This is a genomic window from Congregibacter litoralis KT71, from assembly GCF_000153125.2.
Classification (GTDB): Bacteria; Pseudomonadota; Gammaproteobacteria; order Pseudomonadales; family Halieaceae; genus Congregibacter; species Congregibacter litoralis.
Map to the genome: position 1 here is coordinate 1,459,764 of NZ_CM002299.1, position 20,566 is coordinate 1,480,329.

The window sequence follows — 20,566 nt, forward strand, 5'->3', positions numbered from 1 at the left end:
AAAAAATGCTGAGACGAGGCTGCGAGCCGTTATCTCAGTGGGTGTCGTTGCGACATAAGGCCGGAATGTAGACCTCTGCGAACCTCCGTACCAGGTTTTTTTTGCGCGGAAACGAAAAAAAAATGAAGAGCCGTTTGATTGTCAAATACGCATTCCCTGTTCTAACAAATAACAGGGAATTTTTTTGATACGGGTAGAGTCCGTGGTTGGGTATTACGCTCCGTGGGGTTCTTTATTCGGCGTATTGGACGACTGCTATCCGATGCCAAACAACGCCCGCTGCTCTTTCCAAATCATCGGGAAACCTTGCTTGAGCTTTTCTAAGGTAAGTGTCTCGGGTATATCACCATCCGCGATACGGTCAATGATATCGGGTGCTAAAAAGGCCAGTTGACGGATTCGGTAGACTTGCCGCCGGTTCAGACCGTCACGCTTGACCAAGGCATCAATGGAACTGACGCGGCCCGTGATGAGCTCCTCGTTCCAACGCATCGCGTCTAATACGTTGCGTTGCAGCGCCATCACGGAACGCGGATGTGCTTTGACAGGCGTTTTTGGATTGTTGCCAATGATCAGCCTTTTGCCGATGCCACTACGGCGCAAGCTGACGGGGGTTTTCAGGGTGATGTCACTGGATTCATGCTCTGACTTGCCTGAGTTATCGCTGGGGTACGGTTTCTTGTTGAGCAGTAAGTTGCATAAGCCGAGTGCGTTCATCGTGAGCGTGAGATGCTTTTCGGCAACGATAACGCTAGCGCTGACTGCATCAAGTACCTTCGTCTTATCGGTCGTCGCGTAGCTGGGCCATTCAGTGGCGATCGATCCCGCTCGCGATAGTAGACGCTCTATATCAGGCGCTTGGTTGATGTGGGGGCTCGCGTGAGCCAGAAGTTGTTCGTCATTCTCTAGTAGATCGATGAGTAGTCTTTCTACCGCGGAATCGAGTTCACCGGCGGGTATGCGTGTGACACCATCAACGCCAGCATCCTTAAACTGCAGTAGCGCTTGATTGATGTAGTAGCTGTAACGTCTGGCTTTTTTTTGTGTGTACGTTGGCGACAAACGGTTGCCTTCGGTATCCCAAACCCGGCCAGCGAGTAAGCTGGGGTGCTTCGCATTGTGCCCTTGCTGGTGCTGTGCGCGGTTTTTGGTGAGTCGAGCCTGCACTGCGCGCCACACATCGGGGTCAACAATCGCCTGGTGATCTGCCTCGTAGAGTCTGCCGTCGTGATGCAGCTTGCCGATGTAGAGGGGGCTTTTTAGCAGCGCATACAGGTTGCCACGCGAGAACGGCTTGTCACCGTCGATTTTGTGATGCGCGGGTCTAGGTTTGCTTTTGTAGCCGTCAGCATCGAGTTCTGCTTTGAGTCTCCGTACGCACCCGACCGCGAGGTAACGATTGAAAATGTGGCGAACGGTGTGGGCTTCGTTTTCGTTGATATGAAGTTGCCGTTCAGCGAGGTCGTATCCCAAAGGCACACGGCCTCCCATCCACATACCTCTTTTCTTGGAGGCTGCGATTTTGTCGCGTATACGCTCGCCCGTTACTTCGCGCTCAAATTGCGCGAAAGAGAGCAGCACATTAAGCGTAAGGCGCCCCATAGACGTGGACGTATTGAAATGCTGCGTAATCGAGACGAACGAGACGTCGTGCTCATCGAAAAGCTCAACCAGCCTGACAAAGTCCGCGAGTGAGCGTGACAGCCGATCAAGCTTATATACAACGATTACATCGATCTTTCGTTCGCGGACCAACTCGAGCAATTGGGTGAGGGCAGGGCGGGTGACGTTGCCCCCAGAGAAGCCGCCGTCATCGAAGGGCTGTGAGAGCGCCTTCCACCCTTCATGCGCCTGACTGGCGACGTAAGCCTCGCAGGCCTCGCGTTGGGCGTCTAAAGAATTGAAGCTTTGATCGAGGCCTTCTTCAGAGCTTTTTCGGGTGTAGATTGCGCAGCGGACTTGTTTGGCATTACTGCTTGTCACGATTCTTCTGGGTCAGCCCAAAAAACCGCGGGCCGGACCAGCGGGTACCGGTAATCAATGTCGCGACTTCCGTTAAGCTTCGATAATGTTTTCCATCGTACGCGTATTGTCCATCTATAAAGATCACGTCGTAGGTTTTACCCCGCCATTCTCGCACGAAGCGCGTGCCCGATTGTATGGATTTGGCGCTCTTGTTGGTCGAGTCTTGGGCGACGACCTTTAGTTTCTTGATCAATTTTGCCCGAAGCTTATGGTGATCGTGCCCTGCCTTTGTGGCCTGTTCCGCCCAGGTGACGTTTTGGAGGGCTAACTCTAAGCTCATGCGCTTAGTAGGCGAATTTTTGTAGAGAGTTGCGTACGCGCTTAAAACTTCGCGTCTATCGGTTCTCAAAGTAGGCTTCGGAGTATCCTGTTTGTTTATTGCTGCCACGGTGCTATTGATCCATGCTCTGGGCACCGAATCAACTCTAGGATACAGGCCGTTGTCCGGCGCTTTTTAGACACACCAGAAGCGATCATTGAGGGTCACTACGCGAACTGGTTGGAATCGCCACTAACTGCTGCGCCTGGCAGTCCGATGGAGTATCTTTGTGATAAGGCCGCAAGGCTCAAAGCTAGCAATCGATAGCCCCAAAGACTGGGACGCTCAAACACGTAACGGTAGGATTTCAATCCTTAAAAGCGCTGCTGCTTAACTTCCACCGCCTTCTTGTCTTTCCGTTGGCAACTCGCCAGCTGTTAAATCGCCACTAGGGCAACCGAGTAATGGGTATCCAGAGTACTCATCGCACTTTTGCGGGTCGGCGAGGAATCGCAGAGCTGGCTGGTTCGGATCGGCGACATCGATGTGGAGACCGTTGAGCAAAAGGATGTCTTCAAAAGGTACGCTTGTGTTCCCCGCACGACCAAACCAAATCAACCCATCGGTCTCGTTCGCACTGTTTGTACCCTTGTCTCCTAAACTCATCATCGGGCCCATCGATGGTCCTTGCAAGTCAAGGTCGTTGCCGGGAAAAGGATTAATGTTGACGGTGCCTGGATGTAGAATACGAATAGCAGTCCTTAACTCTACCTGGGCCGATAGAATCTCACCCATCTGCGCTTGAAACTGCTCCATATCGGTAGATACATCAGAGACATCGGAGACCATCTCAGCAAACAATTCACCCCGCACGCGACTGTCAATAAAACTCATCAACAGAGCCCCAGCTACGGCTCCGGTGCAGCCCACAACTAATTGCTTTGCCCAATCAGGCACCAGCTACGCCCGCGATCGCAGAATTCTCTTTACTATTTCTTGGCATTGACCTCGCCTCGTTTAAACCCACAAGGCTACTGAAAAATCTATAGGGATGCTGAGCTTTTCTAGCGCAATCATTCGACTCTTCCGCGTACCGTGGACTTTTTGATTATGTTAGTCGAACGCTTAAAAGTCATGTCGACTTAGTATTGGCCTTTCGAACTGTTGCGATCATCATCGCCGTTACGGTATTACTTGCGTCCAGCGGCCTGTATTCTTTGCCAATCACAGAGCGGCCCGCACATTCGGATGGTGTGCAGCAATGCTCACTGAGCCAAATCACAGGTCCAGCGGTCCCATATCCGCAGAAAATATCTCGCAAATTGCGAAGAACTTGAAGGTCTACGGCGATTGGTACTAGATTGTCTCTAGCAGCCTTTTGAAGAAGGCATACATTGCCAGTGATGTCGCGTTGACTGGCGAATTGATCGGTCATGTGGTCGCCGCTAAATCATTCATTGAGTGAGTCTTCTGTTTTTTCAGTCGGCTCATTTCGGCGGCACGCGCCCTCTGAAGCCGCTTTACTTCGGATCGAAAATTTTCAATTCGGCGAGCCATTTTTCGAGCAGCATTGCCGCCCCGCATTCAAGAGAAGTCGCGTGGCGGCCCAACGGACAAGCCAACGCTTTCGTTTGTGATGTCTATCTTTCCCGCGTCTTTAACGGATGGCCGCTGACTGACGGTTTTTCTACCGTTTTCGTCGACACATTCAAAATGGTCGGTGCGAGCGACTGAGGTCCACGTGCCAGCAGCGCCCGCTACAACATTTTGAATCAGATCATGCCTATACGATCAATATCAGTCAGGACTGGGACTTTGCTTTCAGTCCAAGCGAAAGCCATCGCGATCTAAACACCCACGGGTCGGAGTGTCCTTAAATCATTCGGAGGGAGAAGTCACGTTTGCGGGCGCCGTAAGCGGAGGAAGCGTCTCCACAACTGTCTCTTACGACAACACCAAGACCGTTCTTGTGCTCTCCGTGTTCTTCCCGGCACCTGCTTACAGTGGGACGAACTTCGATTACATCTGCAACTGCCACGTGAACGATGACACATCATCAACGGTCTCTGCGTCAGAAGTTCCCGCTACGGCGACCTTGGGTAGCCACAAAGGGATCTACCCGTAACGTAGTGGTGGTGCGACCTGGCTAGATCTTGGCATCAACTTTGATTCTGTCATCAAGCATGATCGCATTTGACAGACGGTACTAAACAACCAAGACATTTAGACCTCAAATCTCCCCAGTTTTATCCCAATACTTGCACTAGCGGGCTACTCTCTAGCCCTAACTCTCAAGGCTATGCCCCCTGAGCCTGATGGATTCCCTTGAAATCCCACCTCAGCAGGTTCAAATACTGCGGCTATGTATTTGAATTTGACTCGCTAGAAGGTCACCATTCTCAACCAGTATCGCTAGACGCCCGTTAGAGCCTGGCATGCCTAGCTTTTCCCGGGAACTGAAACTTGTTCGCAAATCTCTAGACAATCTGCGGTTCGGTAGCAACGCTAATAGCTATCAGTGCCAGTGGGTATCGAAAAGATAATTTCTCGAGAGGGAAACGATCGGGTGGCGCGGCCCACTTCAACACCGTCACCAGCGACGTCATCATCACCTTCACCTTCACCTTCACCTTCACCTTCACCTTCACCTTCACCTTCACCTGCTCCGTCGCCACCACCGTCGCCTGAGCTGTCGCCTACACCGTTGCCATCACCATCGCCCGCGCCGTCGGCATCACCGTCACCGTCACCTGCGCCGTCACCAGTCGTAGATGGGTCCTGTGCTGTATCGTTCACCGGGATGCTTACTCCGATACCCTTAAGGTCGGTAAGAAAGCGCTCAAGTTCTCGTGCTCCAGGGTTGTCAGCTCTCGAAATGGACTCCGCTGCAACTTCAAAACCGGTAATCGCCGTGCATGATGCGTGATACTGAAGTGAATCAGAAATTGCCCGATTTATTGTGTAGGTCTGTAAGAGTTGCGTTCGTTTTTCATCAATTGCAGCGAGTTGTTCGTTACGTCGACTGTTTATGCCCGCCGTGATTACCTCAATCGCTAAATTTGCAAAATACGCTTGCTGTACCTCGGCGCCTATACCTGAGCTCACCGCACCAGCTGCGGCGAGAGCAGATGCTGTTTGCCCGTGAGTAACCACTGCCGCTGCGCCGGAAAACAATGTAGCGAGGCTACCCCAAAAAACATCTGCATCAGCTTTCATCGAGTAGAGAAGCCCAAAGTACTCTCCACATTTTTGGTTCGAAGCTGCGATCAATGTGTCTTGTATTTCGTTCCTGGTGCGCTTTGTCGCGGCTTTGAAATTTGTTGTGTTCAAGGTGCAAGAGTCTTTGGTCGAGGATGTGACTAGGTCGTGTGCGCTTAAAAGGCCGCACATGTCGATCGTGGAGAACGAAGCAGATGAGCCCGTAAGCATAGGGTTGAATGCTCTAGTTTCTTTTACCAAGCCTCCTGCGCCCGAAATCGTCGTTTCGTTAGGTGTCCGACTTGTGACATTTGAGCAGGCAGATGTGGTTGCTAAGAGTACAATTATTAGGATTCTGTTCACGCTTTAGCTCCTGATGTGCATATTGATTTCAACTATGCACAAATACTGCCAGTAAAGTCGCAAGCTTGCTATCGCGGGGCGTTTCTGACGCAACATCGGTCTAGCGCCTCAGGTGGTGTCCCAATCCGCTTGCCTCGGCACTGTGGAATCAGTGTATTTCGCGATGGGACTTTGAACGATTGGAACAAGCGGGTTCGTAAAAACCCATGCATTACTGCGCGTTCGAGGAATGAGCACAACTGGCTCTTAGCCAGTTACGTCCCGTCCGTAAGCCTTAGCGTCGACCGCGTCGTGAGTTACGCAATCGGCAACTCAAGGGCGAGCTGGAGCGCATCTTCGCTCAGAGCGATGAAGTCTACGATGTGCACAAGATCTGGAGGCGGTCGGGTCGTGAAGGGCATCATGCACCCGGTTGTGGCTTTACAATGTTTCATATGTGAGCTAGGGGTGAATGGCGTGCGCCGTGGTGGGTCTTGGAAAGCGACGGAGCCTTATTTGACAGCTGTCACGCCGCAGGATCGTGTGTCCAAATAGTTTGCGGCTGATTCGACCAAGCGAGCGTTGGGTTGCAGATTTCAGCTATGTGCCGAATTGGAGAGGCATGGGCTTCGTTGGTTTCATTCTCGATACTTGTGCACGCCACCTGATCGGCTTGCGCGTCTCGACGAACATGCGAACAGGGTTGGTGCTCACGACTTTGGATCGGGCGATCTGTGCCAGAGGAGCACCGAACGGCGTGGTGCATGGTGAAGAAATGGGTAGTCATTACGTAGGGAAACTCAGATTTGGAAACCGTGATCGGCGATAGTACTACCGAGCATGGGATGAGTGGTTGCCGCCAATGAAACAGACAACGTTCGCCGGCCTCGCGTACTCGCAGAAGAAGAAGCAGACCCGTCGCGAGAAGTTCCTGACAGAGATGAACCAGGTGATTCCCTGGGACGATCTTTGCGCGCTGATTGAGCCGCATTACCCCAAGCCGACGAAGACCCGTGGGGGGCGCGTGCCGCTGCCCCTGATGACCAAGCTTCGCATCTACTGCCTGCAACAGTTCTACGATCTGTCGGATCCCGGTGCTGAAGAAGCTCTCTACGATCGGAGTCGATGCGCCGCTTCGCCGGCATTGAACTGGGCGAAGACGCCGTCCCGGACGAGAGTACGATCCTGCAGTTTCGGCGTCTTCTGGAGCGCCACAACCTCACGGCGGCCCTATTTGAGACCATCAATCAATACCTGACAGACCGGGGTCTGCTGCTGCGGCAAGGCACGCTGGTTGATGCCACGATCATTCACGCGCCGAGCTCCACGAAGAACAAGAAAGGCTAGCGCGATCCCGAGATGAGCCAAACCAGAAAGGGCAACCAGTGGTACTTCGGCATGAAGGCCCATATCGGTGTCGACGGTTCGAGCGGCCTGGTTCATACGGTAATCGGCACCGCCGCGAAGGTCGCCGACATCACGCAGCTCGACAACTTGCTGCATGGTGATGAACAGGTTGTTCTCGGCGATGCCGGGTACCACAAGAAAAATCGGACACTGGATTCGCCAGAGCCCGAATCAGGCCCATACATCGTTACGCCGTACCGCAACACGAAGCACCGGCCGCGGACCGAGGAAGAGCGCGAGCTCAACCGCGAGCTCGCCAGCCTGCGCGCCAAGGTTGAACATCCCTTCCGCGTCGTGAAGCGGCAGTTCGGCTTCACCAAGGTGCGGTATCGCGGCCTGGCCAAGAACACGGCTCGCCTGCATGTCTTGTTCGCGCTGTCGAATCTTTGGATGGCGCGCCGGCAATTGCTGGTAGCCGCAGGATAGGTGCGCGTGGAATTTGGGAAAACGCCGGAAACGGCGTTGATAACAGCCATCGGACGACAAACGGACTCGACTTGCCGGCCTCCCGATCGCTCGGCGCGTCTGCCGCTGTCTGCTTCTCCCTTCAAATCAGATGGTCCCTAGCAATTCGATATTATGGGGCCACCTGCTGAGGCGGGCTTTGCGCCTTCCGTGGAATTGAGGGCGATTCGCGCTAACACGCCATGGCCGAAAAGCGTCTTCCGCCTTTTCAAAATAGAGGTTGTCAACCACTATTGTCACTGCAAAATCTGTAAAACTCTCGAAAATGCAACGCTTTTTTGGCTCTATTGGTACAACAACCAACGCTCGCGTACCACAAGCCAATATGTTCCGCCTGTCAAGCTCAAGGTGGGAATTTATGACCAACTAAACCAGCCAGGTCATGCAGCATTACTTAGCCTGAAAGGCCTCCTACAAACCTGAGGCCGTATTCACCATGTTGTCGGCAGTTCATGCAGAGCTACGCTGAGGCAAGGTAGCGTCGCTCGGCTCTTTGCAGCGGGCATTAAAAAATTAAAAAAAATAACAAAAAATTTGCTTTAGTGTGACCAGTCCCTGCTAGGATTGAGCGAAACAAACGAACGATAGACGGCTAAACGTTAGGTGATGTTGGAGTAATTTCCACCGCTCTTACACCCTGGGTAAGCGACCCTTATCGCTGTCGCTTATTGATACCGTTACCTGGGGTCATCCGCAATGCTTACAGCACGCGTCGCACTTACAGCACTTGCTTTTTTGGTTTTCGCTCAACAGGTGATTGGCGAAGAGGGGTTTAGAGATTTTTACAAGGAGTCTGGGCTCGACCGAACAAACCTGTCCCCATCGCCTGAACCCAATGAGAGTATCAATCTGTTCAGCGGGAATGTGCAGCGTCAATATGTTGACATCTCGATTCCTGGAAATGGTGGTCTCAACATCGACATCACCCGCTTTTATAACCTCCCGCAAAGTGCGCCGTCCTATCAAAACCCGTATGGATACGGATGGACTATGCACTTTGGTCGCATCACCGCTTCATCAGGCGCCAGCATGCTGTGTACAGCGGGCCCTATACCTACCGGTAACACTTCTAACAATCCGGCAATCGAATTCGCGACAGGAGGTCGTGAACTCTTGGTACACAGCAAAGCGTTGGCTGATGGGACATTCATTACCAAATCCAACTGGCGGGTCGACTGCGTTGATCCGAACAACTATTTGCTGGGGTTTGTTGCCACGGCACCAGATGGCACGCAGTACTACATGCGAGAACGGGCCTACATACAGGGCGAGGACGGCCCTCAGGGTGAGCCTGCACCGTTTGTAGAGACGTTCTTTACGGATCGCATTGAGGACACCTATGGCAACACTTTGGATTTCACCTATCTCGAAATCCAAAACGGGATGAAGCTACTGACTCAAATCGATGCGTCAGATGGCAGGCAGGTTGTTTACTCATACGAAAACCCATCGGATGCACCCGTATCAAGTGCTGACGTAAGTGCTCGTCTGGCACTAATCACTGCCAACGGCCAGGTTTGGCAATACAACCATCAGCTCGTCGGTAGCGCACCCGAAACGGGGTGGGGATTCGCCCAGAATTACTTGTTGACGAGTGTGGTTAGACCCGACGGCGAAGATTGGGTCTATGAGTACGGTGCATCGGGCAATGCGAGCGCCGACAGACTCACAAAAGCGACTACGCCAGCAGGCGGCGAAACCACATACACCTACCAAGAGGTTCAGCCCTATCAGCCGAACCCTGATTTTCGCGTCGTTGCAATCGACTCAAAAACAAAGTCGACTCCTGGCGGAGCGACGGGAACTTGGAGTTATCAATTCAACTACGGTTCGGTCGATGCATCATCCTTAGGTCCGCGGTGGTCTGGCAATGCTGGACGAATGGTCGATGAGACTGTCATTGTGACGCCGGACGGCTCGGAGAAGGCCTATCACTATGGTTATTGGTCCGTAGTGGGCCTAAATGACGTCCTTTATCAAATTGGACACCGCTTGAAACATGAATTCTTCAACGGATCCGATTTGTCGGCGATGAGGGCAGTTGAATATGGTCTGAGCTGGCGTGTTATCTCTGATCAGGTCTTCAAGTCTGGGCTGCTCACCGCACTGTCCGACTCCGAGGTTCGAGTGCCTGTGACTTCGGAGGTGCAAGTGCTTACGGACGGAGTTCAGTCTACGGAGACATTCACCGGTTACGACATTTATGGAAATGTTGGACAGACGATGCTATTTCGCACCCTGGGTGTAGAAAATACGGATGACGATCATAAGGTCACGACACACTCGTACCTTAACGACACGACAAATTGGCTGATCGGGCTGCCGACGCAGGAATCATCTGTTGAGGGGGCAAATAATCGGGGCACGCTTAGCTGGAGCTACAATCCACAAGGACGCGTTTTGACCGAGACGCGCTACGGGGTGGCGACGTCTTATAGCTACACAGGGTCAGGTGATGTCGCAACGATCACGAATGCCCGTAATCACACGACGACGCTGGCGAACTACTATCGTGGCTCGCCCCAAGCGGAGGCCTACCCAGATCTCACGTCTATGACTCGAGTGGTCAATCCCACAGGTACGACTGCCTCTGAAACCTCCGCGCGCGGCTACACGACGTCCTTTTTTTATGACGACCTGAACCGGGTGACGGGGATCGACTTCCCTATCGGCGACGATGTCACCGTTACGTACACCGCAACAAGCAAAACGCTTTCGCGTGGTGCGTTCCGAGAAAGGGTGACCTGGGATGGTTTTGGTCAGCAGACCTTGGTTCGTCGAGAGGACACCGTTAGTGGTGACCAGATTGATGTCACAAGCGGGTATGACGTGTTTGGCCGCCAAGTGTCTCAATCTAACCCTAACTCAGTAGCGGGGACCACATGGGCTTTCGACACGCTCGGTCGCGTGACCTCACAGGTCAATGCTGATAGCACCTCTACGTCATATAGCTACCAAGCTTTCACCCCGGACGGTGGCCACTCCGTGGAAACGAGGGATGAAAACAACAAGCTGACGCTGACGCGGATGATGTACTTGGGCAACAGCATAAGCTACCCGCTCGAGATCTATTACCCCGAGGAAGTCGCGGTTCAGGTTAGACGAGATGTCAACGGAAAAATCATTTCCGTTTCGCAGGGTAGCTCCGTGAACTATGGCCCTATCTCCGGTTTTTCCGAAATCTACAGCTACGATTCTCGCGAATTCCTCGTCAGCATTGATCGGCCGTTCGGCGTTGGCCTGACGACTTACGGTCGTGACGCAATCGGGAACATGACTTCTAAAACAGTGGGTGGCATCGCGGTTGGGTACTCATACGACGAGCTGAATCGTCTCTCCAATGTCGACTATGTCGATGACACAATAGACGTTGGTTACCTGTACGACGCCGACGGGAACGTAACCAGTGTTACCAATGCGTTGACGACGCGATCTTACGGGTACGACGCCAATGGGAATCTAACCTCAGAGACTGTGACGGTCGGTTCAACGGCCTACCCGATTGACTATGTGCATAACAGTCTGGATCACTTACTCCGGACCGACTATCCATCGGGTCGCACCGTCACCTATTCTCCCGATGCTCTAGGTCGCCCTTCTGAAGCCACCCCTTATGTGACGGCCGTGGATTACTTTCCGAGTGGTGCGCCTGAGCGCCTCACCTACCAGAACGGCTTAGAAACTGTCTTCACGCTCGACAACCGGCTTCGCGTGGACTCCATAATCACGGGGGCGTTGTCGTCGCTTAACTATGTTTATGACAACGCAGGCAATGTTACGGCAATTTCCGACCTTGTCTCGTCTGCCAATGATCGTGTAATGACGTATGACGGGCTCAACCGGCTTCTTTTTACGAGCGGGTCTTGGGGTGGAGCCTCATATAGCTACGACGCCTTAAACAATCTTGTTAGTAAGGCTGACCCGAAGAACGGCCGCTCACTCACGCACACGAACTCGGCGCAGCGGCTGTTTGAGACGGTTAACAGCGTAGATGCGAAGAAGCAAATCTATTCGTACGATACTCTGGGTAATCTATCGGGGCTCACTGAGGCGACATTCGATACCCAAGGTCAGCCGCTCAACGTTTTCAAAGACGACCGGTATACGTTCAACGATGCGAACCAATTGATCACTGCGACGATTGGTCGTAGCAATACTGGCGGTGCAACAGGCCTTGTTGGCCCCGGGAGCTTCACCGCTGATTATGACGGTGCAGGTCATCGCGCCAGAAGAAGCGCGATCAATGATCCAACTGACTACGTCGACTTTGCTTATTCGCAGCAGGGATTGCTGATTGGCGAATACTCACAGGACGGCCCAGACTACGGTCACGAGTATTTCTATGTCGGGCGGCAGATGATCGCCTCGTCTAAGTTGAATGCACCCCCTGTGTTTGATACTTCAACGAACCTTTCGATCCTTGAGGGCACCTCGTTGGCTATCACGGCCCCATTGAGCGACTCAGACGGAGAGTTGGTGAACTGGGACTGGGAGCAGATTAGCGGCCCAGTGGGCATCATAGACGATGATTCTGCCGGAACCATTTCTTTTACTGCACCGGCGAGCTCAGGCGGCGCGAGTGTCGTCTTTAGGATCACGGCAACGGATGACCGAGGTACATCAACTGTCGGTGAGCTAACGGTTCAAATTGTTGCTGCGAACTCGCCGCCCGTCGCAAACGCAGGCCCCGATCTTTTCGGCGTATTCGGTGAGGATCTCTTAGCTGATGGCACGGGCTCGTCGGATGCAGAAGGATCTGTCTCCTACTCTTGGGATGCATTGTCTGGCGCAACTCCGAGCGCTGATAGTTCTGTGCTCACGGCGCACACGCCATGGAATAACAGCCCCATCGCCGGCGACAACGACACTGAAGCCAGGGTCTTCACACTGACGGTTACCGATGAGGGCGGCTTGTCTGCGTCTGATACTGTTTCTGTAACTTGGTACTCGTTCCGAGATGATGAAGACGGTGATGGGCTGAGCGATGCTTGGGAGTTTTCCAACTTTTCCTCAAACACCGCTGCGTCTCCCGCTGGCGACCCAGACTCTGATGGGGTCAGTAACGCTGATGAGCTTCGTGCGGGCACCGACCCTAATGTCGCGAATCCACCACTTGAGTACAGTGCTCATCCCGGTGACGGGCGAATTGGACTGACATGGCAGCCTCATATTGACGCTACGTCTTTCCGCATCTTCGGTTCTACGGATACGTCCTCCAGCTCAACAACGTGGCCGCTGATCGACGACGTCACGACGACATTTTTCCTCCACGATGGGCTGGCGAACCAAACGGACTACGGTTACCGGGTGGAGCAGCATGGCGCATCGGGCTTGTTGGATAGTTCCGGTGAATTGGTGCTTGCACCGGCGGACACGGCTTTCGGCCTCCCTTCTCCCCTTCCGATTCCAAGAAGCATTTTTCAGCTCGGCCGCACCACCATCAAAGCGAATGCGGCTGGCGAGAAAGTGCTCGCCACCGTCACCGGGGGTGCCGGTAGCTACAACATCGTGGTCCACCAATATGCGCCTAGTACTGGTTGGGACGCGGGTGAAGTCATCGATACCAGTAGCAACTACTATCCCGACCTCAATGCGGCTATCTCTGGCGCGGGCGATGTGATTGTTACATGGATTGATAGCACAAATGCGCTTTTGGGTGGCTTTGAACCGGCTTTCTCTAGGTTCAGATCAGCTGGCGGGTCCTTTGGTCCACGGCTTACGGTTTCACCGGAGGCCAACCAGGCAAACGGTAACTTTGGCTTTGATTCGATTACGGACGTGATGTTTGACGGCCAAGGAAGAGCGCACCTGTGTTCCATGCAAGACTCCAACCTCAGGTTGACGCCAAGTTCTCCGCTGAGTGCGGTGCCCCAAGCACGGTACAACGTATTTGAATCCTCCTCAGGATGGCTCTTCGAGCAGGAAGAGCTTGATCCCAACGAAGCGTACGGCGAGGTTTTGGGGCAGTTTTGCGCCGTTAACGACGCCGGCCAACTCGCTGTGGCATGGACGCGCAAGCAGAATCACGCGCCCGGATACGACAGCGCGACAGACACTTTTGACACATGGCTAGCATTCTGGGACCCAGTCTCAGGATGGTCTGCGGCGACGACCGTTGAAGAAATTAAATACGGGAGCCATGACACAGGCGGAAACGATCACTATACAGCAGCCCGAGGTGTTGCGATCGATAACGATGGTGAAGTGGTTGTGCTGTGGCTGGACGGAGATAGCACGTCGTTGCAGAGCTTGTCCTACAATTTTGGATCAGGTGCATCACAGCTGTTAACCGGGCCCATCTGGTGGTACGCAGCAGATAAGAATTTTGATGATCTTGGCGATGGTGCGCAAATTAGCGTTTCCTATGACGGGCGGTGGCTCATGTCGTGGGGTGATGACTATGTCACTCGTAACTCAGGTGATGCGAATTGGTCTGTGTCTCAGCAGCTGCCATTTTCTAGCGCTGCCGCTATCAATGGTGAGATTGCAGGCATCTCGTTAGCCGGTGCGGCCTTCAGTGTACCCGCAGATTCCGCAGATGCGCCGCTCATGGTAAGAACAGACTCTCGCCTCGATCCCCACGATGGCGCTTGGCGTCGCGTACTAGTCGATGCACAAAGTGGGTCTACCAGTAAAGCGCCGACGTCAGTGTTTTCTTCGCTCGCAGGAGAGACAACCGTATTCTGGGCTCTCGACACGGGCGATATCGTCGAGTCTAGGACGACGAGAGATGGACCGGTGCCTGTTATCAGCAGCCCTTCACGTGTACTCCCATACACAACGGTTAGTCTTGATGGCGCGTCATCATATGCGCTTTCAGGGAGTATCGTCAGCCATGAATGGACTCAACTGCTTTATGGGCCAGACTTTACTGTTGAAGTAAACGTCGATGATCCGCTGAGCGCCCAGACCAGCTTCCTGGCGCCTGATACGCCAACCGACCTTCAGTTTGTGCTTGCGGCTACGGACGACTCTGGCAAAAGCACTTCACGTCTTCTGACGATTGCTGTGGACTCCCCGATTAGTGATGGGTCACTGACTCTCAGCATTACTTCGCCGCTGGAGAGCAGCACCACCATACTAGGCTCCCCCATCACGCTCGCGGCGACTGCGACAGATACTGAGGATGGCGATGTTTCGAGCAATGTTGCTTGGATATCCAGTCTGGATGGCGATTTAGGCGTCGGCTCATCGCTTAGCGTTTCGACGCTGACCGAAGGCAGTCACGTGATCGTCGCCACCGTAGTAGATAGTGCTGCCAACGAAGCGATGCAAACGGTCACCGTGACGGTAAGCCCCGGCACAAACGAATTGCCGGTGGTCGCAATCTCAAGCCCCGTGGACGGTTCTTCCATTCAGTTTGGTTCACAAGCGACGTTAGCGGCTTCTGCCACAGACGCTGAGGATGGCGACATTTCTGGCGGGTTGAGTTGGTCTTCTGATCTTGATGGACCGCTCGGTACAGGCGCTAGCTTGTCAGTGACCAGTCTCTCCGCCGGTGTTCATACCCTCGCTGCGAGCGTGACAGATTCTGACACGAACACCGTAGACGAGTTGGTGCAGCTCACGGTCAATGCGACGAATGAAGCCCCTGACGTTGTAATCAACTTCCCGCTGAACAATTTCCGGGTCACCCTGGGTTCCTCCCTCTCACTGGTCGGTACCGCGACCGATCTAGAGGACGGTGACATCTCGTCCGACATCGTGTGGACGTCCACATTTGGTCAGTCTTTCGGAACCGGGTCAGAAGTGATCTTCGACACTTCAACCGCGTTCCCTGCGTTGTATACGCTGGTGGCAACGATTACGGACAGCGACGGAAATACAGACAGTCGAACGGTTCGTGTGACTGTTATGGGCGCAAACCAGTCTCTACCAGTGGTTTCGATAACTTCTCCGGCGAGTGGGTCCTCCGTGGCAGCGGGTACTCCAGTCACGCTGGCAGCTACGTCGATTGATGCTGAGGATGGTGACATTTCCTCAACTGTCTACTGGTCCTCCAACATCGACGGCTATTTCGGTCAGGGCTCGTCAATCGTAGTGCCGAGTTTGAGCCTCGGATCGCACGTGATTTATGCAGAGTCAATCGACAGCAATTCGAATCGCGTAGCGACTGTCTCCCACGTTCAGGTGATGAACACGGTTGATGCAAGTCCTCAAGTTAGCATCTCATCTCCCGTCGATGGGGCCACCTTTACTGCTGGCAACGACGTCACGTTGACGGCCAGCGCAACCGACCCTGAGGATGGAGACCTGTCGAGTGGCGTGACATGGTCATCGAGTCTCGACGGCCCCTTGGGTGCTGGCGGTTCGGTCACTGTTTCTTCGATGAGTGAGGGAGCGCACGGCATCACCGCTACGGTGACAGACAGTGGAAGTAATAGCGCGTTGGCTAATGTTTCCATCACGATTGACCCTGCCGTAGACCAACCGCCGACGATCCAAATCACTTCGCCAGTAGAGGGAGAACCCTTTGTCGCAGGAATAGCTATAGGTCTGGCGGTTATTGCTACGGATCCTGAGGACGGGGACTTGGCTTCCGACGTTGAGTGGACGTCGTCTATCAATGGGGTGATTGGTGTGGGCGGCTCGCTTTCTGTGAGTTCACTCACGGAGGGTGATCATACGCTTACGGCGTCAGTGACCGATTCCGGTTCGAACATTGAGTCTGACACGGTGAGCTTTACCGTCGCGGCTGCCGATCAGCCACCAAGTGTCAGCATTGACTCTCCGCTTAATGACGCATCATTCATTGTTGGGACGAGCATCGCCTTCACCGGCACGGCGTCAGATCCGGAGGATGGACCGCTCAGTGGATCGATCGCTTGGTCTTCAAGTGTCGACGGCGAACTGGGCTCTGGCAGTCCCTTGAGCTTGTCGTCTTTAGGCGAAGGTGTCCACACGATTACGGCATCTGTTACTGACAGTGGCACTAACGTGGTCGTGGAGTCGATCCTGATTGACATTGAAGGGGTGCCCAACACCGCACCCAGCCTTCTAGTTACATCACCGGCTAACGGAGATGCCGCGCTTGCCGGTACTTCTGTGATCTTGACAGGAACGGCGACTGACTCCGAAGAAGGTGATCTTTCGGCCTCCATCAGCTGGACGTCAAACCGAGATGGATTCCTGGGAGCAGCGGCTAGCTTGGCAACCTCCACTCTTTCAACCGGGGTGCACACGATTACCGGCGCCGTGATTGATGGCGGCGGCTTGTCGGGCAACGACGTTGTTTCTATCACGATCTACTTGTATTCCGACGACGACGATTCCGATGGCCTTCCAGACGGCTGGGAGTACGACAACTTTGGAGGAATTGCCAGCTATGGCGGGAATGACGATCCAGATAGTGACGGACTGACAAATGCCCAAGAGTATGCAGGTGGCACCAATCCCAATGTCCCTGATTCAGGCAGTTCCGACGCTGACGCTGATGGTATCGAAGATGGAGTCGATAATTGCCCAGCGGTTGCCAATCCCAACCAGATCGATAGCGACACCGACGGAGTCGGTAACGTCTGCGATATTGAGGAAATCACTCTCACGAGCGTAGCAGCCGACGACGGGTACATTCGCGAGCAGAATGAAAGTTCCAATACGGGCGGCCGTGTATGGGCGACGAGTTCAGGGCGTCAGTCGCTTCGAATTGGCGACGATGGTTCTGACCGTCAGTTCAAGAGCATCCTAAGCTTCGATATAGCGACAATACCTGTCGATGCGATCATCAATGAGGTGAGCCTTGAATTGATTGGCAGCGACGATCCATCTTCTAATCGAGGTGACGTGAGTGCGCTCGGCATAGTTCAAGTCGATGTGCAATCTGGATCTTTCGGTGGCTCTGAGGCGCTCGAGATCTCAGACTTCGAGGCGGTCGCAAGCTCGTCCGATGTGGGCGTATTTGTCGCAGCCAACCCTGCGTCGGTTTCGATTGACACTGCTGGGATCAGTTCAGTCGTTGCTGCGTTGTTGAACAGCGAGAGCCGGGTGCAAGTCAGGCTCGGTTTCACGGTCGATGACAACGACAACAGCACGCAAGACTCATTGGGCTTTTACGCCAGTAATGTGGGTAATGCCTCGCTTCGACCGACGATGACGGTTCGGTATATTCTTGACGATACCTCCCCAGCTGATCTGCCGCCGGTTGTGTCTGTTTCTAGCCCTGCTGGATCGCCCACCGTCAGCTTTGGGTCTTCTGTATCGTTGGTCGCATCAGCCACGGATACCGAAGACGGAGACCTTTCTTCCAGTGTTAGCTGGAGCTCAGATATTGATGGACCGCTAGGCAGCGGACCGTCTTTGTCCATCAGTTCGCTGACTGTGGGTAATCATACCCTCACGGCTTCGGTCACTGACTCAGGTAGCAACGCCGCTAGCGACACCGCAAGTATCACCATCGAAAGTGTTGCTGACACAGACAGCGATGGGATTACCGACGCCACCGATAACTGCCCGAGCATACCCAATCCGAACCAGACTGATATCGACAACGATGGTGTTGGAAACGTCTGCGATATCGAGCAGCTTGTGCTGACCAGCATTGCTGCCGAGGATGGTTATGTGCGGGAAACTAACGAGACGTCGAACGTCGGTGGTGCGGTCACAGCCGGCGCCTCTGGCCAGCGCTCCTTGCGCTTTGGGGACGACTCCAGCGACCGACAGCTAAAAATGCTCCTTAGCTTCGATCCCTCATCGATTCCGGTGGATGTATTGATCTCAGACGCGGTGCTTCAGCTAGTGCGCACAGGCTCTTCGAACATTGGAGATGTGAGTACCCTCGGCACTGTCGAAGTCGATGTCACCAGCGGTGTGTTTGGCAGTAGTGCTGCACTTGAGAGTGAGGACTTTCAATCCTCGGCAACGGTGGTCGACGCCGGCGCCTTTGTGGAAGGCAACCCTGCGGTGGTCACGCTGACGCCCACCGGTGTAAGCGTCATTGAAAGCGCCGTCGTGTCGAGCGCGACTCGACTGCAAGTGCGGTTTGCTTTTGCCGAAGATGACAACGACAACGCCGCTAACGATTACCTGGGCTACTACTCCAGCAACAACGGTGATGCGTCCCGGCATCCGGTCCTCACTATCAACTACACGCTAGCTGACTAGGCAGGAGTAATTTGATGAGATTTATTGGCCAATCGCTCCTGCATGTTTTGGGGTCAGCTCTTCTCTTTGTGACGGGTGCGGTCACCGCTCAGCAAGAGGAGGTCACGTATTACCACTACGACGCCCTCGGTTCCCCGGTGCTGGCTACGGATGAGACGGGAGCGGTGAAGTGGCGTGAGGCCTATGCGCCCTACGGCGGACGTTTATTGGAAGAAAGTCGTGAGCAGGACTGCTCCGTAAACCCCTGTGAGTCGACCAATTCACCTTGGGAGAATCGGCAGTTCTACACAGGTAAGTACGATGAGGCTGATACTGGTCTTACATACTTTGGAGCGCGCTGGTACGACCCGAGTCTGGGTCGATTTCTGAGTGTTGATCCGGTTGAGTTTCAGGAGAGCAGCGTCTTCTCGTTTAACCGGTATGCCTACGCGAACGGAAATCCGTATAAGTATGTAGACCCTGATGGCCGCGCTGTAGAAACAGCCTGGGATATTTTCAATGTCGCTTTGGGCGTGCGGTCGCTCGCATCGAATTTAGTGGCGGGGAACTACGGAGCAGCAGCGCTCGATGGCGTCGGAGTATTAGTTGACGGCGTGGCGGCTGCTTTTCCGTTTGTGCCAGCTGGAGCAAGCTCAGCCATCCGCGGCGCACGTGACGTGACAAAGGGCGGAGAGCGACTTGCGACAGGCTTCAAGGGCAGTAAAGGTTACGAGCTCAAAAATGCGCCTTACCAAAAAGTACGAAACGCCGATGGAGAAGTTGCTGGGCGACAGTACTCGGGCCATGCCTTCGATCAAATGCAAAATCGAGGCGTGATGCCATCGTCGGTAGAGAATGCTATCAAGCAAGGAAAGTCATCTCCAGATCCGATACCAGGCCGAACCAGACATTTTGATTCCGATAACAATGTAACTGTTGTCTCTCAAGCTAAAAAAGTCGTTACCGTTATGAGGGGCAAGAGGTAGATGGCCTGTAGCAAATATGACTCAAGGCAGATTGCAAAAATGCAAAGGCAACTGAAGTCATACCTCAATGGCAGTCTTGAGTTGGGTGAGTTGATCGAAGACCTTATATTTTTAAGAAACTCGCTCGAGTCATGCTCTGATGAATGGGATCGCAAGTTCACTGACAAACTCACAGATTTAGAGTCGGCAAATTCATACCTTATTGACAAAGAACTCGAAAGGCCCGATGAGATAACGAAAGCGGTTATCGACTCTGCGATTCCTGGGTTAGGAAAACTAATCGATAGCTTAAAGTAGTGTAACGTGCCTCTAGGCGTTTTGGTCGGTAGAATGAATGGACACCAGAGAAGATGGCAAGTGTACGTATTGAATATATTGAGGAAATCGGCGGGTTAGTGGAATGTAAGCGTCAGAGTGCTCTGATGTTACAAAGAGAATTGCTGGCCTCGATGGCGGATTTTCTGCTGACCTTACGAAGTCTGCCGCTAAGTCTAGGTCCGGCCATCGAAATGCTGGAAACAAGTTGCACGATGCTATGTCCAGCGATCCGCAACTCCGCGCCAACATAGAGAAAAAGTTCGGTAATGATGCTTTTGATCGAACCAGCACTAGCGGGGAGGAAGAAGAATTCCCGCTGGCGCGGAATGCGATCACAACAGCTCTAATCCGAATCAATTGGATCTACGATCAAAAGCTAATCAACGCCGTTAACGATTACCTGGGCTACTATTCCAGCAACAACGGTAATGCGTCGAGGCATCCGGTCTTCACCATCAACTACACGCTGGCCGACTAGATAGGAGTA

At 53.5% G+C, this 20,566-nt stretch carries 10 protein-coding genes and 1 pseudogene; 7 read left to right on the forward strand and 4 right to left on the reverse strand.

All coding sequences use genetic code 11. The features are described from left to right. Positions 1–255: 255 nt before the first annotated feature. The 3 genes from KT71_RS06735 to KT71_RS06745 form a co-directional block, all read right to left on the reverse strand. Complete coding sequence (locus KT71_RS06735) at positions 256–1,983, reverse strand: recombinase family protein (RefSeq protein ID WP_008296197.1); 1,728 nt, start codon at positions 1,981–1,983, stop codon at positions 256–258. Beyond that, on the reverse strand, positions 1,970–2,413 hold the full coding sequence (locus KT71_RS19650) for a DUF2924 domain-containing protein (RefSeq protein WP_169729143.1): 444 nt from the start codon (positions 2,411–2,413) through the stop codon (positions 1,970–1,972). The genes KT71_RS06735 and KT71_RS19650 overlap by 14 nt, the downstream gene beginning before the upstream one ends. 261 nt (positions 2,414–2,674) lie before the next feature. Then, on the reverse strand, positions 2,675–3,178 hold the full coding sequence (locus KT71_RS06745) for a hypothetical protein (RefSeq protein WP_008296195.1): 504 nt from the start codon (positions 3,176–3,178) through the stop codon (positions 2,675–2,677). A gap of 567 nt (positions 3,179–3,745) precedes the next feature. On the opposite strand from KT71_RS06745, the gene KT71_RS20425 reads away from it, so the two are divergent. After that, entirely contained in the window at positions 3,746–4,018 is a 273-nt protein-coding gene (locus KT71_RS20425) for a hypothetical protein (RefSeq protein ID WP_152025181.1), read from the forward strand. A 771-nt stretch (positions 4,019–4,789) separates the two neighbouring features. Here KT71_RS20425 and KT71_RS20825 read toward each other — a convergent pair. Next, on the reverse strand, positions 4,790–5,614 hold the full coding sequence (locus KT71_RS20825; RefSeq protein ID WP_154662954.1) for a hypothetical protein: 825 nt from the start codon (positions 5,612–5,614) through the stop codon (positions 4,790–4,792). Positions 5,615–6,365: 751 nt separating this feature from the next. Between KT71_RS20825 and KT71_RS21320 the strand changes: the two genes are divergently transcribed. From KT71_RS21320 to KT71_RS06780, 6 genes and pseudogenes are all read left to right on the forward strand, one after another. Then, positions 6,366–6,653, forward strand: coding sequence for a DDE-type integrase/transposase/recombinase (locus tag KT71_RS21320; RefSeq protein WP_353511632.1), 288 nt, complete (start codon positions 6,366–6,368; stop codon positions 6,651–6,653). A gap of 33 nt (positions 6,654–6,686) precedes the next feature. Next, positions 6,687–7,657 (forward strand): annotated as a pseudogene (locus tag KT71_RS06760) (IS5 family transposase). Positions 7,658–7,810: 153 nt separating this feature from the next. Further along, complete coding sequence (locus KT71_RS21325) at positions 7,811–8,119, forward strand: IS3 family transposase (protein ID WP_152025182.1); 309 nt, start codon at positions 7,811–7,813, stop codon at positions 8,117–8,119. Positions 8,120–8,392: 273 nt separating this feature from the next. After that, positions 8,393–18,796, forward strand: a complete 10,404-nt coding sequence (locus tag KT71_RS06765) for an Ig-like domain-containing protein (protein ID WP_008296188.1) — start codon at positions 8,393–8,395, stop codon at positions 18,794–18,796. A 14-nt stretch (positions 18,797–18,810) separates the two neighbouring features. Continuing rightward, on the forward strand, positions 18,811–19,761 hold the full coding sequence (locus KT71_RS19660) for an RHS repeat-associated core domain-containing protein (protein WP_008296186.1): 951 nt from the start codon (positions 18,811–18,813) through the stop codon (positions 19,759–19,761). A gap of 535 nt (positions 19,762–20,296) precedes the next feature. Further along, a complete protein-coding gene (locus KT71_RS06780; RefSeq protein WP_008296184.1) occupies positions 20,297–20,557 on the forward strand; it encodes a hypothetical protein in 261 nt (86 codons plus the stop codon). The last annotated feature ends 9 nt before the right edge of the window (positions 20,558–20,566 follow it).

Excerpts from the sequence above, each read along its gene's own strand:
- KT71_RS06745 (WP_008296195.1), bottom strand. The coding sequence starts at position 3,178 with ATGAGTTTTATTGACAGTCGCGTGCGGGGTGAATTGTTTGCTGAGATG.
- KT71_RS21325 (WP_152025182.1), top strand. The coding sequence starts at position 7,811 with ATGGGGCCACCTGCTGAGGCGGGCTTTGCGCCTTCCGTGGAATTGAGG.
- KT71_RS06765 (WP_008296188.1), top strand. The coding sequence starts at position 8,393 with ATGCTTACAGCACGCGTCGCACTTACAGCACTTGCTTTTTTGGTTTTC.
- KT71_RS19660 (WP_008296186.1), top strand. The coding sequence starts at position 18,811 with ATGAGATTTATTGGCCAATCGCTCCTGCATGTTTTGGGGTCAGCTCTT.
- KT71_RS06780 (WP_008296184.1), top strand. The coding sequence starts at position 20,297 with ATGTCCAGCGATCCGCAACTCCGCGCCAACATAGAGAAAAAGTTCGGT.